The organism is Paenibacillus daejeonensis DSM 15491 (assembly GCF_000378385.1).
Classification (GTDB): Bacteria; Bacillota; Bacilli; order Paenibacillales; family Paenibacillaceae; genus Paenibacillus_D; species Paenibacillus_D daejeonensis.
Window position 1 is genome coordinate 182,890 of sequence record NZ_KB899666.1, and the last position, 16,442, is coordinate 199,331.

At 45.5% G+C, this 16,442-nt stretch carries 14 protein-coding genes; 2 read left to right on the forward strand and 12 right to left on the reverse strand.

Features of this window, described 5'->3' with window-relative positions:
• Positions 1-1,126: 1,126 nt before the first annotated feature.
• Both istA and istB read left to right on the forward strand, forming a co-directional pair.
• Positions 1,127-2,686 (forward strand): IS21 family transposase, encoded by a 1,560-nt coding sequence (istA, locus tag F556_RS0121355; RefSeq protein ID WP_020619038.1) that lies wholly within the window; start codon positions 1,127-1,129, stop codon positions 2,684-2,686.
• On the forward strand, positions 2,676-3,419 hold the full coding sequence (istB, locus tag F556_RS0121360) for an IS21-like element helper ATPase IstB (protein WP_020619039.1): 744 nt from the start codon (positions 2,676-2,678) through the stop codon (positions 3,417-3,419). Before istA ends, istB begins: the two co-directional genes overlap by 11 nt.
• 286 nt (positions 3,420-3,705) lie before the next feature.
• Here the strand turns inward: istB and F556_RS0121365 are convergent, their stop codons facing one another.
• The 12 genes from F556_RS0121365 to F556_RS0121415 form a co-directional block, all read right to left on the reverse strand.
• Positions 3,706-5,367 (reverse strand): AIPR family protein, encoded by a 1,662-nt coding sequence (locus F556_RS0121365; protein ID WP_020619040.1) that lies wholly within the window; start codon positions 5,365-5,367, stop codon positions 3,706-3,708.
• A gap of 327 nt (positions 5,368-5,694) precedes the next feature.
• Positions 5,695-6,597: an AbiJ-NTD4 domain-containing protein gene (locus tag F556_RS0121370; RefSeq protein ID WP_020619041.1), complete on the reverse strand. Its 903-nt coding sequence runs from the start codon at positions 6,595-6,597 to the stop codon at positions 5,695-5,697.
• A 171-nt stretch (positions 6,598-6,768) separates the two neighbouring features.
• A complete protein-coding gene (locus F556_RS37265) occupies positions 6,769-7,611 on the reverse strand; it encodes a YaaC family protein (RefSeq protein WP_083938085.1) in 843 nt (280 codons plus the stop codon).
• A 19-nt stretch (positions 7,612-7,630) separates the two neighbouring features.
• A complete protein-coding gene (locus tag F556_RS0121375; RefSeq protein WP_020619042.1) occupies positions 7,631-7,912 on the reverse strand; it encodes a hypothetical protein in 282 nt (93 codons plus the stop codon).
• A 608-nt stretch (positions 7,913-8,520) separates the two neighbouring features.
• Positions 8,521-9,990, reverse strand: a complete 1,470-nt coding sequence (rlmD, locus tag F556_RS0121380) for a 23S rRNA (uracil(1939)-C(5))-methyltransferase RlmD (RefSeq protein WP_020619043.1) — start codon at positions 9,988-9,990, stop codon at positions 8,521-8,523.
• Between the two features lie 300 nt (positions 9,991-10,290).
• Complete coding sequence (locus tag F556_RS0121385; protein WP_020619044.1) at positions 10,291-11,205, reverse strand: diacylglycerol kinase; 915 nt, start codon at positions 11,203-11,205, stop codon at positions 10,291-10,293.
• Positions 11,202-12,224, reverse strand: coding sequence for a CbiX/SirB N-terminal domain-containing protein (locus F556_RS34785; protein ID WP_020619045.1), 1,023 nt, complete (start codon positions 12,222-12,224; stop codon positions 11,202-11,204). Before F556_RS34785 ends, F556_RS0121385 begins: the two co-directional genes overlap by 4 nt.
• Before the next feature lie 2 nt (positions 12,225-12,226).
• A complete protein-coding gene (locus F556_RS0121395; RefSeq protein ID WP_020619046.1) occupies positions 12,227-12,517 on the reverse strand; it encodes a YerC/YecD family TrpR-related protein in 291 nt (96 codons plus the stop codon).
• A 289-nt stretch (positions 12,518-12,806) separates the two neighbouring features.
• Positions 12,807-13,370 (reverse strand): RNA polymerase sigma factor, encoded by a 564-nt coding sequence (locus tag F556_RS0121400; protein WP_020619047.1) that lies wholly within the window; start codon positions 13,368-13,370, stop codon positions 12,807-12,809.
• Positions 13,371-13,636: 266 nt separating this feature from the next.
• Positions 13,637-14,095, reverse strand: coding sequence for a hypothetical protein (locus tag F556_RS0121405; protein ID WP_020619048.1), 459 nt, complete (start codon positions 14,093-14,095; stop codon positions 13,637-13,639).
• Between the two features lie 101 nt (positions 14,096-14,196).
• Positions 14,197-15,288 (reverse strand): C39 family peptidase, encoded by a 1,092-nt coding sequence (locus tag F556_RS0121410; RefSeq protein ID WP_020619049.1) that lies wholly within the window; start codon positions 15,286-15,288, stop codon positions 14,197-14,199.
• A 339-nt stretch (positions 15,289-15,627) separates the two neighbouring features.
• Positions 15,628-16,350, reverse strand: a complete 723-nt coding sequence (locus F556_RS0121415; RefSeq protein WP_020619050.1) for a GntR family transcriptional regulator — start codon at positions 16,348-16,350, stop codon at positions 15,628-15,630.
• Positions 16,351-16,442 lie beyond the last annotated feature (92 nt).

A 16,442-nucleotide genomic window follows, 5' to 3' on the forward strand; every position in this document is an offset into this window, starting at 1 on the left:
GAATCTGGTGTTATGGGATGTTCCCCCCTGCTTTTCGCTTCTCCATGTTTTGATCTTTTAGAACCTGTAGTCTTTCGTTCTTAATAGTCATTGCTTTGTCGATCTCTTAGATCTCTTTAGAGCCCTTTGATCCTACAGGTTTTAAGCATTTTCGTCTTTAGTTTTCAATCATTCTCGTCTTGTTATTGTTAGCCTTTAGCTTATATAGTGTTGTCGTCTTTATTCCTTCTCATGTTGTTTAGTGTTTTAATGTTAGGCAGTGCAGGGTTGTTCGCCTGACTCCACTTCCAGAAACTTAAGCTTCGGGCGAATCAAGGAGCGAAGCGACGCAGTGTGAATACGGTGTTATAGGATGTCAGCGACTTCTTCGAAATTACTAACATCAGATCTTAAACTAAGTACTTCAATCTCTTCCATTCTCTTGGCACATGCAACCATATTGCAGGAAAAAAACAGGGTTCAAAAAGATCAGATTTCATAAATTCCTTAATGTATTTATTTATATTGTCATTTAAAGTCTTAATTTCTTCTTGTGTAACCTGTCCATGTTCAAATTGATCATAGAGTTCTTGGGATATATCAAAACTCTCAAAAATTAACTCCTATCTCACTAAACCAACCACTTAAAAATAAACTGGATGGTCCGCCAAATCCATGAGGACAATTAATACTTAACTTATTGTTTTCCGAACAGTGGCATCACCAAGTAACCCCATTAATCGCGATGCCTATACTTGTTAATTCACTTATTAAGGATTGGATTTGATTAGAACTGGTAATAAGATCGATATACCCGGATCCCACCGGTTGAGATTTATGCTTTTCTAATATTTCCTCGACTTTATGTTGTAAGAAATTACTAGATCTTAAGTAATTTAAGTAACTCATAAGATGGCACCTTAAAGTATTTTATTGTTTATTGGTTTTGCTGATTTCCTATAACGTTCCCGTATTCATGAATACTCCGGAGCATATTGAGCCATCGTTCCGGTGAGTGAGAGCCATCTCTCCGGCGTTTTTGAGCCACCCTTCCGGACGGGGTGAGCCACCAGAAGTGACCTCCTGTTAGAATGATCTTTATGCGTTATCGCAAGATAACGCAAATCATTCGTGAGGAGGTCACACCATGACCCCATATCGTGAAATCCTGCGGCTGCATAGCCAAGGGATCAGCCAACGTAACATCGCCCTCAGTTGCGCCTGCTCGCGCAACACCGTCGCCAAAATTATTGGGCGCGCAGGCGAATTAGGAATCGCCTGGCCGTTGGAGCGGGAGCTCACCGACGGGGAGCTTCGCCAGCGTCTCTTTGCCGAGTCAGCCCAAGTCTCCAGCCGCAAGCATCCGGATTACGCGTATGTCCACAAAGAAATGGCCAAAAGCGGCGTCACGCTTAGTTTACTCTGGAACGAGTACTGTGAGCAGTGTCGATCCAGCCAAGAGATTCCACTCATGTACTCGCAGTTCTGCCATCACTACCAGCAGTACACCCTGAAGTCGAACGCCACGATGCGGATCCAGCGTAAGCCCGGCGAACAAATTGAATTAGACTGGGCGGGACAGAAGGCAGCGATCATCGATCGAGACACGGGCGAAATGGTCACCATGTATGTCTTTGTAGGTATGCTTTCTTACAGCCAGTACGCCTATGTGGAAGCTTTCCCCTCGCAAGATCAGGAAAGCTGGGTTACCGCCCATATCCATATGTATCAAGCGTTTGGCGGTTCCTCGAGAGTCCTCATCCCAGACAACCTGAAGACGGGGGTCGAAAAAGCAACGCGTCATGAGCCTGTCATCAATAAGATCTATCACGAGATGGCTGAGCATTACAACACGGCTGTCATTCCAGCACGCGTGCGTAAGCCAAAGGACAAGCCTAATGTGGAAGGTTCCGTTGGCGTGGTCTCCACCTGGGTACTCGCCGCGCTGCGCCATCTGCAATGTTTTAACGCTGTTGAACTCAACCAGGCGATCAAGGAGAAGCTCGAGATCCTAAATGCCAAGCCGTTTCAGAAAAAAGAGGGGAGCAGGCGCAGCGTATTTATGGCAGAAGAAAAACCCTATCTGCTGGTTTTGCCGGCTACCCCTTATGAGATGGCGGTCTGGAAAACCGCCACGGTCCAATTCAATTATCACGTAAGTGTGGAGAAAATGCACTACTCTGTCCCTTATGAGTACATTAAGCACCGTATGGATGTTCGAATGACCCGAACGGCCGTTGAGTTGTTCTACCAAAATAACCGGGTTTGCTCACATCCGCGGCTTCACGGGAAACCCGGACAGTACCGTACAGTAGAAGCGCATATGCCAGAGAATCACAAGCGTTTTGTCCAGTGGAACGGGCAGCGTTTCATTTCTTGGGCAGCGCAAGTTGGACCTTACACAAGCACCGCCGTCCAGGCCATCCTCAGCTCTCACAAGGTCGAACAGCAAGGCTACAGAAGCTGTATGGCCCTCCTGAAGCTTGCTGACAAACACGGGGTTGACCGACTGGAGGCCGCTTGCGCCAGAGCGTTATCCTATACGCCAAGGCCCAATTTCCAAAGTATCAAAACGATCCTGACGACTGGACAAGATCGGCTTACAGACGCGTCCGCCTTGGACGAAACCTCATCCTCCTCTTCCGCCGAAAACCACGGCTTTGTGCGCGGCGCGGATACTACGGGAGGGGCTGATCATGGTGAATGAACCGACAGTACGCAAACTGCACGAGATGAGCCTATCCGCGATGGCTGAGTCGTTCCAAGCCCAATTGCTCGATCCTGGTTTTCAGGAACTGTCGTTTGAAGAACGTTTCAGTATGCTGGTGGATCTGGAATGGTCCAGACGAAAGAGTAATCGGCTGACCGCGTTAATCCGTAAGGCAGACTTTCAACAAACGAACGCCTGTATTGAAGACGTCGAGTATCACGCCGATCGCAAACTGGATCGCAAGCAGATCCTTCGCCTGGGCACGAGCGCCTACATTCATGATAAACACAATATCATCATCATTGGCGCTTCGGGTGCAGGCAAAACGTATCTGGCCTGCGCGTTAGGAATCGCCGCCTGTCGCAACTTCCTCCCCGTGAAATACATTCGACTGCCAGAGCTGTTAAATGAACTGGCAGTCGCACGAGGCCAGGGGATTTTCAGGCGCGTCTTGAAGGCCTACAAGAAAGTGCCTTTGCTCATCCTGGATGAATGGTTGCTGGTATCTCTCAAGGAGAGTGAGGCCCGAGACTTACTAGAGATCGTAGAGGGGCGCCATGACACCGGCTCCACCATCTTCTGCTCCCAATTCGCTCCTGGCGGCTGGCACAGTAAAATCGGTGAAAGCACACTTGCCGATGCCATTCTCGACCGCATCGTGCATTCCTCTTACACGATAACGATTGAAGGCACCGATTCCATGCGAAAACGCAAAGGGCTCATCAAATAATCGCCCGGGAGCCACCTCCGCACAGGTGGCTCCCTCCGCCGGAGGGGTGGCTCATGTTCGCCGGAGACCTGGCTCACTCATCACCGGAATGGTGGCTCTATTTCTTCGAAATATTCAATTCACGAACCCCGAAGGGGTTGTCTGCTGAAATGCCTCCTCGAAATGCTTCACTCAGATCAAGGCTCATCGGAGCCGCAGCGTGAATATTATGTTAGCTTAAGTACATCACTCCCAGAATTACAAGCGAAAAAGGTACAGACCCTAAGTTATGTCTGTACCTTGTTAATCACAATACCTTTTCAAGTAAAAAGCCGCTTCTGAATGTAGAGGACAGTCTTCTAGGGTCTATATTTTGGTAACCTTCCGGATACATATCAGTTAGAGCTGCAATAATCTTTTCATTTGCTCTGTTATACAATGCATCCTTTGCTCCTTCAAAATGAGACTTAGCAGTTTCAAAGTTAATATGTGTCAACGCCGCTAGCTCAATTTGCAGATCCTTAAGCAATAAGTCACCAATTATTGTTGACATAAAGTAATTGCTGTAGGGTAAATGGGGATATTTCGTTACAAGATTTTCGCGTTTTCTTTGGCTATCACAATACCTATAAATTAACACAGCTATTATTAGTTGTGCAGCGTTAAGACTATTAAAAATATCGTTATAAAACTTGCCAAATAATTCGTTTCGTTTGTATTTGGCAATGTGCGGTTGTTTCTTCCATATCGAAAAAACTGCTTCAGCTGCAACAGAAGAGGGAATTGAATCTCCAAAAGCAACGCCGCTATCCCTTTTTCTTTTATAGATGTATCCCAACTGTTCAACTGCTGTCTCTAATTGCTTTTGGTGTTTCTCGTTAGCACGTAGATCACGTAGGTCTACAGGATTTTGACTATTTGTAGCAAAGGTAATGTCTGCTAACATTTCCTCATGCTCTTCTCCAGGCAATTCATAAAGCCTCACTAAAACAAAACACTGAGAAAAATCTACATCAGGATTATCAATCACAGTTTGCATGATAGTTTTACTCGTTTGTCCACCATTTATAATCTGTAAGTCCTTAACATTCACAAGTCTGTTCTCTTCAGTAAATTTATTGTAATTGAATTGACTGCAGACCATGGTAATACCATTGTTGAAAAAGTAAAAATTAGGCTTCTTCTCTGATAACAATGTCTGTTGAATATCTGAATTCACGCGATTTTTATGAATTCCTAAATGTCTTCTAATGTTTTTTTCTAACAAACCATCGCCATACTTATCTAACAGATTAGCTATTTCCCTAACATTCATCTTTCCAATTACAACTCGTTTAAAATTAAAATCTTCTACAACGCTTTTACCTGATAGTGTTATTGATTCATTAACTTGATTTCTTCTTTGAATTTGGTTCACAATGTCACGATGATTAAAGTGGTCAAATAGAATTTGATCATTTTTTATTTCGTTTATATGCTGGTCTCCCTCGGCATTCCATGTGAGGCCATTATTTAACATTATACATCTTATATCTGGAATATAACCATCCATTATCAAGGCGCGTATTTCTGTTACCTTTTGCTGTAGGGTACTATTCATAATTAAGTCTTTATTAGGATTAAAAATAGCCTTAATTGCATTTGTTACCCTTAGGATACTGTTTGCAGGAAAGTTTGAATCATTTGATAGTTCAAATTTGTACTTTGCCTGAAAAATTACTACAGGAAAACTCACATTGTCATTATCTGTATCACCGATATAAATTGCATCAACCCCAGAATCATTTCCCCCATCTGTCATTAATGATTCAGCTTCAGATGGTTCAATACCTAAATATGAAGATACACCTAAAATGATAAAGGCTTTTGATATTTTTTTGTTTTCATCTCTATCCTTATCAAACCAATCTGGATGTTCTGTCACCATCTTACGTATCCACTGATCTACAATCTGTTTAGCAATATCCATGTTACTCACCTTCCAGATCCTGTTATAGTCTAATGATAATGAAATAATGAACATATTACAAGTTCTTGACTTTTAAAGGGGATTTTATTCATTCAAGGTATTTCAGCTAACGTTCAGGCATTCACGAAGCCTCACCACCTTAAGGAGAACCGAGAGGCTAGATATTCTTAGCCTCCCGGTTCTCCGGCCGCGATGCGGTTAGGTGGTGCAGGGTTGTCCGCTGAGTCCGCTCCTACGAAAATACTTCTCGCGGACCGAGGGGCGAATGCCCCGATGCGTGAATGCGGTGTTAGCTGATGCATCCACCATCTTCGATAAACCCAGCAACTATTGAAGTTTACTAATTAAATAATTCGTAAAACCAGAGCATATCACTAGAATATACTTCGCTTCTGAAAAAGTAATATTATCATTCCCTTCAATTAATGCATGCCGTATTCCCTTCTCATCACTCGTATATCCATATAGTTTATTAATAGATTCCTTTAATGAAGGATGCAAAAATAGTCCTTCTTGTTCAAACTTTTTTATTGCTTCTCCCAATGTTGCTTTTGGATTACTTGTAATTACTTTGCATAATGATTCAACCGCACTGATTGATTCTTTTATTGAATTCCTGTAATCAGGGTTCTTCCGATCTGACAGTAATGTAAGTGCCTGTTTAAGATGAATTTGAACACCATTAAACTTATTATTCTTTAAAGATTGATTTACTTCCTCAATTTCTATTTCAGAAGTTATAGTAGTTATATTGCCTTCAATAAATCTGTAACCTGAAACTTCTCGCTCCAAGACTAAATTAAATGAAGTAATTAATTTATTCCTTATTCCATATGTCTCGGAAAATCCAACAATAAACTCAAGCAAATCATACACTTCATACCAATGTGCATTTTCCAAAAAGAACTTTCTTAGAATACTAACACTTGTTAAAGTCTTACCAGCTAATTCTGGTGAATCTAAGGGTTTTTTAAAAAAGTTAGACCAAATCGATTTTAATAACCTATTGGCAATAGTGTCACGTATTGTGACCCAGGAATCGTACTTTACATCCTTCCAAATGGATTCATGTAACACATTCCATAGGCTATTTCTTAGTGCTTCATCCATTCCTTCTAATTGTATAACTTCTTTGATTGGAGTTATGCCCATTCTTTGAGAAAACTTCACTTGTATCACCTTTTTTATTATATATTTTGTGGATGTTTCAGCTAACGTTCTTGCATTCACGAACCCTCACTGCCTTAAACGACCAACGGGAGTGGCCGCGACGCGGTTAGGCAGTGCAGGGTTGTCCGCCTGCTCTCTCTTCCTCGAAAATCCTCGGGCGGACCGAGGGGCGATAGCCCCGATGCGTGAATGCGGTGTTATAAAGAAGTTGGCGCCTTCCTTGAAGTACATTCAAGTTCTGAACCCTGTTACTCTAAAATCATCTCCAGTAATTTCAGAAGAAATCATATCTATAAATTGGTATGCCGACTTAGTAATAAATTCAGACAGCAACCAACCAGCTGAGTTTGATAAATGTTTATCTAATGTGTTCGGGTCATAACGGGACATTTCACTTAACCTATGCATTGCAGCAAAAGTTAGTGTTAATGTGCTTTTATTTATTAATCCATTAGTTAGATTCGATCTTTTTATGTACCATAGTTTGTTTGGACTAAAGATATAACGAAGATTTCTTCTGTTCTTATAATAATATCTCTTAAAGCTCTCTACACTTACAGCAGTTGGTGCATTCCTAGGTGCTTCCCAAATGAAGGTCTTATTTCTTCTGATAACATAAAAATTTGAATTGCTATAATAGTTATCTAAACTATAGCCTTCTAACTTAGTTATTGTTGTTTGACTCGAATAATGAGGTTCAAGCACAGCTTCTAGCCAACCTATTTTCCGTTCCTTGTCATGGACAAATCTAATATCTTCTACAGGAATGTAAAGTTCAGGTTGATTTGAATACGTCATATTATACGCTCTATGTATATATTCCAGATTATAAAGTACATCCTTTAGGGTATAACTTTCTTTCGGGGCCGTAATCGATTCCCTGAGATAACTGCTAAGTCCCGAAAGAACTCCTCTTGGATGGATAGAAATTCGTTCATTTTGAATATTTACTCTTCCTGCGATACTTTCTCCAGACACACCATGCTGTAAATTGTATTGAACTTTACGAAATGTTAATAAAGCCTTTGTTGCATTTAAAAAACAATAATAAGATGTTAATGGCTTTGACAGCATATCTAGACTTTGAGTTGCTTTAAAAAAAGTTTTCTGCTTGGTACCAGTAATTTAGTGCCTCGCTTTCCTTATTTCTTTTCAGAAACAGTTCAACATAATGCCACTTTGAATCAGTTAGAACGGTTTTATTGGAGAAGTTAGGACTGATAACCGCTTTTCTAACAGGAATTTCATTGTTCCCCTTCTTAATTGCAACTCTTGCTTCTTTAACTTTGATTTTTTCTTTTACGGCTTTGATATCTTGGGAATTTTTTTGAATAGATTCTCTTAACCTTGTTATTGTTCTTCTATCAATCGTCATACTTTACACCTCGATAAGCAGTTTATGTAGTTAAGTGCATGATATTTAAGGTTTGCGCCAATTTCTTATAACTCATATATCTACGCACGTCATAAATGTCTGTATACTGGTGGTGTTTGCGTAGTAGTTCGTGAATACCATAAGAATCACGTGGTTTATGTAATTTTTTTTGTCTACTCATCAATTGTCTCGTCCAAGAGCTCCGAATTCTGGGAACAACCTTGATACAAACATTCGTATATTCGATTCTCGATTCCCTCCCAAAGCCGACACTGTTCGAATAATTCGTGACTTAGGAACAGCCTCTCTCTTTTTGCCCATGCTTTCACAAACTCTCCGAAGATAAGGCTAGCCGCATAGCTTTCCAAGGTCACAGGCAAGCAGCTCGGTGCCAATAGCCAGATGCATCTTATCGGTGCCTACATAAATGCCCTTTTTGCTCGTATATCTCCATCGTCTTGTACATCCCTCAGTTCTCATAGACAGCTAATCGTGTAAGGGTTAGTCCATAATCTCCATTATACCAAAATTATGAAAATAGAATAATAAAAAAGAGACTCTCCACCTGCTTCCAGCAAGTATCGAATCTCCGATGATTTCAGAAAATATTATACAGTTCCACCGACAAACTTCCTCACTAATAAAGCGACTGATTCTACATGCACCGTCCACGGAAACATATCCACCGGCTGCACCTCAACCGTCCGATACCCGCCATCCTCCAAAACCCGCAAATCCCGAGCTAGTGTCGACGGGTTACACGACACATACACCACCCGCTCCGGCTGCATCGCTAGAATAGTCTCCAGCAACTCACTGTCGCAACCTTTCCGCGGTGGATCCACCACAATCACATCAGGCTTGTTCCCTTCCTGCTTCCAACGCGGGATCACAACCTCAGCCGGGCCCGCTTCGAACGTCGTGTTGTCGATCTGATTCAGCTCTGCATTCTGCTTCGCATCCTCAATCGCTTCAGGTACGATCTCCACCCCATACACATGGCCAGCTTGTCTAGCCAGGAACAGTGAGATGGTGCCGATGCCACAATAGGCGTCGATAACATTTTCGTTCCCGGTCAGGCCTGCATACTCTACTGCCTTGCGGTAGAGCGCCACGGTCTGCTGCGGGTTAACTTGATAGAATGACCTTGCAGATATTGCAAAACGGATGCCGTCCAGCTCGTCATAGATGACTTCGTTGCCCCACAGGACACGGGTCTCGTCGCCGAAGATGACATTGGTGTTCTTTTTGTTCACATTCTGTACGATACTCGTTACTGCAGGCAGCTCAGCTCGGATGCTCTCGATCCACTGCTCCACCTGCGGGATACGCTGGCCGTTGGTAACGAGGACGATCATCATTTCGCCGCTGATATAGCCTGTCCGCGCGACGACATGGCGCAGCAAGCCTCGTCCACTCTGCTCATCATAAGCGGTTATGCCAAGTCTTCTGCCGATCTGCTTCACTAATCGTACGACTTCATCGTTGCGCTCATCTTGGATGAGACAGCTTTCCATATCAATGATGCGATGGCTACCCTGCGCATAAAAGCCAGCAATCAACTCACCTACGTCAGCAGTCCCACGCTCTTCCTTGCGCGCACCCTTGGGGTGGGTCTGGCCCCAGCTACTTCCTGACATTCCGACTGGTACCTGAGCCTTGTTCCGATAACGCCATGGATCGTGCATGCCAAGCGTATCGTGAACGATAACACCACTCTGCTCTTCCCCACCAGCGATTTGTAGTTTGCCGATCCGTTGCAGGTTGTCCACCACATGCTGACGCTTCCAGCGCAGCTGGGCTTCGTAGCTCATGTGCTGCAACTGGCAGCCGCCGCATTGGTTGAAGATTTCACATGGAGGAGACACGCGGTCCGGGCTGGCTTCCAATATCTCCAGCATTTTGGCATAGCCATACTGCTTCTTGACCTTCAACACCTTGGCCTGCACGCGCTCGCCGGGCAGTGCGCCCCGCACAAATAGGGTAAACCCATTTACCCGGCCTACCCCTTCGCCCTCATGCGTCAAGCCGACAATCTCGGCCGTAACGATTTCATTCTTACTTACAGGTATACTCATATCCTTCTCCGTTCTTGTTCTGTTGCCTTTTGCTTCATATTATAAGTTTGCTCGATCCAAAGAGCAAACGCCTCTACTTCTTTCTTCCCTTATAAAAAGAGTCGACGAGGACCGAAGGAACCGGAAGCATGCGGAGAAACGAAGTGTTCGCCTTTGTCCCCGGGTGTCGACCATAGGTCGCATCCAATCAAAGACACCTGGGGACAACAGCGATCAGAGCATGCTCCGGTAACTGTGGGTCTGACGCTTGACTCTTTGCACTTTCTACTTCCACTGTCCATTCCGCAGGTCCACGCTCGCCTATTTATACGACGTATTCCCCAACTCATCCACAAAAATCCGCAAATGCGAAGGCAACACCGACACCGAGCAAGGCAGTGTGCCGCCATACTCCCCATCCAAGTTGAGCTGGACGTAGTCGGGGGTCGTGATCTTGAGCTGGTTGGTCTGGAAATGGAGGACATGCGGGTCACTCAGATGATCGCCGCGCTGCGCCAGGGTGGCGATGCGGATGAATTCCGCGAGATTGCACTTCTTGAGCACAACGACATCGAACAGTCCGTCCTGCAAGCTCGCCGCCGGAGCCAGCTTCTCGAAGCCGCCCACGGAGTTACTATTGCAGATGAGGAACAGCAGCACTTCCTCTTGGATCTCGTCGAAGCCGTTGCCCTCGATGTGCATCATCGTCGGCCGCAGGCGCGTCATTTTTTCCAGGCCCTTCATATAATACGCCAGGTTGCCGATCATCGTCTTCAGCTTGCTCGGTACCTCATAGGTCAGCTCCGTCAGGGAGCCGCCACCAGCGATATTGATAAAATACTTCGTATTAATCTTGCCCACATCGATAGGCCGCGTATACTGCCGGATGATCAGGTCGCACGCCTGCTCCCACTGCTTGGGAACACCGAGCGCCCGTGCAAAATCATTGGTCGTACCCAGCGGCAAGATACCGAGCGGCGGCCGCGAGTCGCGTTCGGCCATGCCGTTGATAACCTCGTAGAGCGTGCCGTCGCCGCCAGCCGCGATAATAATATCGAAGCCGCGCTCGATGGCATCAGAGGCAGCAAGTGTCGCATCGCCTTCCCCCGCTGTCGCGTGACAGCTCGTCTCGATCCCGCCCAGCTCCAGGCGCTGCAGAATATCTGGCAAGCGCCGTTTCATCTCCTCGCGTCCCGAGGTCGGATTATAGATTAGTCTGGCCCGTTTGATGGTCATGCCCGTTCTCCCTCCAGCTGATCAGATCCTACGTTACGCTTGAACCCGTCCAGCCAGGCGGCCGCCTGTCGCTCCATCCACCGGGTGGCGAAAGGATGCGGCAGAATCGTCCGACCATTGTAGCGGTAGTCCAATCCGGACAACCGCGCTGGAATCACAGACTGGGTGAAGTACCCCCGGCTCAAAAATAATGGAACCACCAACACCGCCGTCTCCGGCTCCTGCCGTTTCATTGCGCCCAGCACACAGCCTGCCTGATTCGGCAGCAGCATCGCTGACTCGGCGCGACGGAAACCGCCTAGCTCACGGACTCGATCCGCCAAGCCGCGCATCCCCTGCCGCCAGCGGCCGTGGAACACCGGCTCCTTGCTGCCGTGGGCAACAAGCAACAGCGCTTCCCTCTCCGGATGCCCTGAGAGCTCCCGAATGTTGCCGAGCAGCACCTCCGCCAGCTCCGGATCATCATCAATCGGCGGACCGACCGTGATCCGCGCCGAGCGGATCGTGAAGACACCAAGGTCGCCCTCACGATCCGAAACGGGCGGCTGCCCGAAGCCTTGCCCGATATCATCAATATGCGTGCTGCCAGAGGAGACGAACAAGGGCAGGACATACATGTCCGTCACGCCCCTGCCCTCCAGGTCATCAATCCCGTCCTGAATGAGCCGGCCATCGATGAGCTCGAGGAACGAGGAGACGATCTCCACACCAGGAGGAACCTTCACTGCAGCGACTGCTTCATCTACCAGTGTGACCCAATCGGCATCCCGTGAACCGTGACTGATGACGAGGATACCGAACTTCCTCGCATCGCGAGGTTCCTCCCCATGCCGGTCCGAAGCAACTGCTTTTCCCGCTGCTCCACCGGCCAGGGCCAGTCCGCCAATACTACCCGCACCAGCAGCGAATTGCCCTGCACCCTCGCTACCTTTATCCCTACTATCTTCCCTTGCTCCGCTCGCCCCACCAACCCTCACCAACCGACTGTGGGGCTGTGCCTTGTCTTCGGGCCCTTGCATGGTTAGCGCCCCAGCCGTTCCAGAGCCATTTTGTAGCCGTCATTGCCATAGTTGAGGCAGCGCTTCACGCGAGAGATGGTCGCCGTGCTGGCTCCGGTCTCGGCTTCTATCTGATTATATGTACTGCCCTTGCCCAGCATGCGGGCAACCTCCAAGCGCTGCGAGAGCGACTGGATTTCATTGACCGTACACAGATCATCGAAGAACACATAACACTCCTCCACCGACTTGAGCGTCAGCACCGCTTCGAACAGTTGATCGATCGCTTTATCATTAAGCTTCTTCAATTGCATCTATTATTCACTCCTGTCTGATCCCCGCATAACAAAAAGCTTCGCCGCCCTTTGCGGGAAGCTCGCGGCAGATCGCACTTGCATGAGATTCCTTCTCTTCATTGTATAAGGTATGGGGGCATTTTTCAACCACTGCCGTATTCACGCTTTACCGCCCAAAAGAGCTTAATGTTAAAAAAAAGGACGCAGCGATAAGGGCTACGTCCTTTGGATCGGCCTGTTCTTTTCATAGTGAATGGAGTGCGCAGTGAACGGCGAGACTGTTTCATCCAATTAACGGTTCTCTAAATTATGCGTCATTCCATTTTTTCAAGAATTGGTGTAGTAACTTTTTTCTCGCTCTAAACAGCCGCTGGGCAATTACTTGCTCGCTTATTTCTAATTCTAAAGCAATCTCTTTGTACGACTTTTCATCCAAATAATATTTAGAAAGTACAATGCGGTATCCTTCCTTTAATTCGAGAATCGTTTCATGAAGTAGTTTGTTGCGAAATGATATTTCGAAGTTGGTTTCTGTATCCCATTGAGTCGTACAATTTAAATCATCTTTATCAACGTTCTCTAAGCTTGTGCATTGAAAATTCTTTTTGTTTTTTATAAAATCCTTCATTTGATTTTGGACAATCTGCCGCACCCATTGCCTTCCGGAAGCAACATTTTTCAGTTGGAGACGTCTGGCTGTTGCTTTTAAGAACGCTTCTTGAATAATATCTTCTGCAAGTGCATGGTCTTTAAGGGAAAAGATAATTTCTCTATAGGCAAAACAATAAAAAGATCGATACATATGCTGCTGCAGATCTTCATTTAACGTTTCGAAATCTGTCTCTAGTAACAGCCACCAGTTTTTCTTCATTGTTCCCCCTATCAATTTGGAAATCAAGACAACAATAAAACAACAACTAACTATATAGTATAATATTGTAATTTGTATGTAAAGAGAGGGGATGGAATAAAGCTAAAAAAATCCAAATTTTATTCAAAGAGGATTTAGCCGGAGATGGTCATAAATTTCTTGCAGAATTCATTGATTAGACAGATACTTCGAGATATATATAACCAATTGTAGCGGGCACTTTACGCCCGCCACATTCTTCCTTGGACGAACATGGTTCGTTCATCTTATTGCTTACCGGCAAATAAATCTGGAAATTGCTCTTTCCCCAAACTTATGATGTAATCATTTAATTGCTGGTCTTTATCATCGGTAGCTTCATAATGAATTTGATTAAAGGTAAGGTTGCTGTCCAAACGATACGTATTACTTCCTTCTTGGATATCCAGATAGTACAGATACCCTACGCCTTTACTGATCGTCTCCTGAACGTCTATCTGTGCAATCTTTTCTGTAATTCCATCGATTATTTTCGAGTCCGTTACTTCCATCTCGTGTCCATCACCAAATTGTACATGGATGGCCACTACATCAGAAAAATCGGTACCAATTACATCAGTCATGTTTTTGACCGCCAAAGTTCCTACTCCATTCATTTCACCATTTTTTGATTCGGTACATCCACTGCCGATAATTGTTACCAATACCAGAAGAGCACTGTAAAGTATAACTCTTATTTTCCACATATTATCCCTCCCTAATTCTAGACGTCGGCTGATTATAAATGGTTTCAAAAAAAGAAGTAGTCATCTGACTACTCCTCTCTGATATTCTCACCACTTCTTACTTAATTAGGCACAACTTTTACAGTTTCATTCCACGAAAGCTGTGGCAAGTAAAGGTAAACATCCGTTCCAGTACTGCTCCAAGTATCGTGCACAATGACGTATCTAAACCAAGCTAGGTTCTGATTTGTATCCTGGTATTCCTCGTAACCCACACCAGTCATATCATGGTCGCTATAAGTAGGATCATTTACAGTATTGATAATGTCTGGCCTTCCATTATTGATTTCTGTTTTATGCGTACTGAAGTTTGCGCTAATTCTTGTCACCGCTACGGAATAACCTCTGTCTGACCAAAAGTTCTGCATTCCTGTTACTCTGTCGTTCCAATTCGTTGTTCCGTTGCTCAGTGTATTCATGTAACTTGCCATAACTTGAATTAGTGTAGTAGAAGTGGTTGTACTTTGAACCAAGTTTGGATAACCATTGTTGTCCCAATACTTAACGATATTAGAAAAGGAAGTAGGGCTACATCCTATCACATTAGTATAATCGGGTACACCTGAAATGATTCTACGCGAATAGCTAATTATAGTAAACGGTCGTATATCTGCTGTTGACGAAAATGAAAGTACTGAATCCTTGTTTGGAGCTAAACTTTTATTAGTTTCCATTCCTTGCAGGGTGCCGCTTCCTTTAAGCTCGTTACTATTGATAACTTTACCTTGACGATGATCAATAATATGTTCTTTGTCTACTTGGCTATAGTGCATCGTTGCCCCAACATAATAATGGAGGTTTTCGCTTGATTTACTATAAGGGTGACTTCCCTCTCTAGTTGATTCCAATACCACAGGATTATCATCAACACTCACAATTAAGTACCCGCTGTCCACACCCAAAGAAGAGACGGAAAATAAATGAGCTGTCATTCTTTCATTAAAATCAAAAAGCGGAAACTCATAATTTACTTGAGCATGAGGCCAATCTTCTGTATTATTTTGTACAACTTGTACATACTGCGCTGCTACTTCTACCGCTTTATCATATTGGCTGAACTCGATCTTGGAGTTTTCTGTAACTTCTGCATAAGCAGTAATAGGGGTAATCGCAATAAGCCAAACCAAAAATAATAACATCCATTTCTTCTTCACAGGATCTTCCTCCTTCAGTTAGCAATAATTTAAAACTCATTAGTCAGACTTCTTTCGGCCTCCTTTCCTTTAAAGTGCAAGTCCTACCTGTCATTCATGCTGTTACTATTAAGACGACCATTTCCGAAAAATATTACGTTTTCAAAAAAAATCATTTTATTAGATGAGGATAAAGTACGCAAGAAAAGCAAATCGGTGAAACTGCTCATCACTCGGGCCAAGCGAAAAAGCCGCCACTCCGGTGCAATGTCATTAAGTTTAGCTTACTTAATGACATTGCACCCCCGTGACGGCTTCTCTCTACTGCCAGCGCAGCCTGCCTAAGCTGTTCTGCACCTCTTACGTATCATAACTCACCAAATAGTTCTGCAGCTCTGTCTGATAATAACCGACGCTGTACTCCACCAGCTGGCCGTCCACATCGTACGTGCGGCGCAGCCGGACAAGCAGCGGCGTTCCAATGGAAACGCCCAGCAGTCTCGCGGTCTCGGCGGAAGCCGGACCTACCGAGAACGCATCTCGGAAGTTGTCCAGCACGATATCCTGCTCTTCCAGCAGATCGTACAGCGATTCGAACGCGGGCTCGCCTGCCTCCGGCTCAGCACCGGACAACGTAGCAGCAGCCAAGTAGTGCTGAATATGAATATACGGCTGATCATCCAGCACATACAGCCGCTCGATCCGTACCGCTTCGGGTCCCAGCAGGCCATGCAGCTCCGTCCCCGGCAGCAGCCGTTCGTTGCCTACCTTGAGCAGCCGCTTCTCCAGCCGGTGGCCCTCCTCGACGAGCAGCTCGGTGAACCGTTTGCCTTTGGAGAGCCGGGTGACCGGCGTGTTGGTGAGGACGATGGTGCCGATGCCGCTTTTTTTCTCGACATAGCCCTCGTCCGCCAACTCGCGGATCGCGTTGCGCACCGTCATCTTGCTGACGTTGAACTCCTGCTCCAGCTGCGGCTCCGACGGGATATGGCCGCCCAGCGGATAGACCCCGTGCAGGATGCGATCCTTGACGATCTTCTTGACCTGCAGATACAGCGGCCCCTTCTTGCGCGTGATGGTCATCCCGGCTTCCCTCCTCTCCTACATGTGCCAATCTGCCTGACCTGGGTGGCACGGGCACTAGGGGCGGTAAGGGCGGCATGATGTAAGTCTGT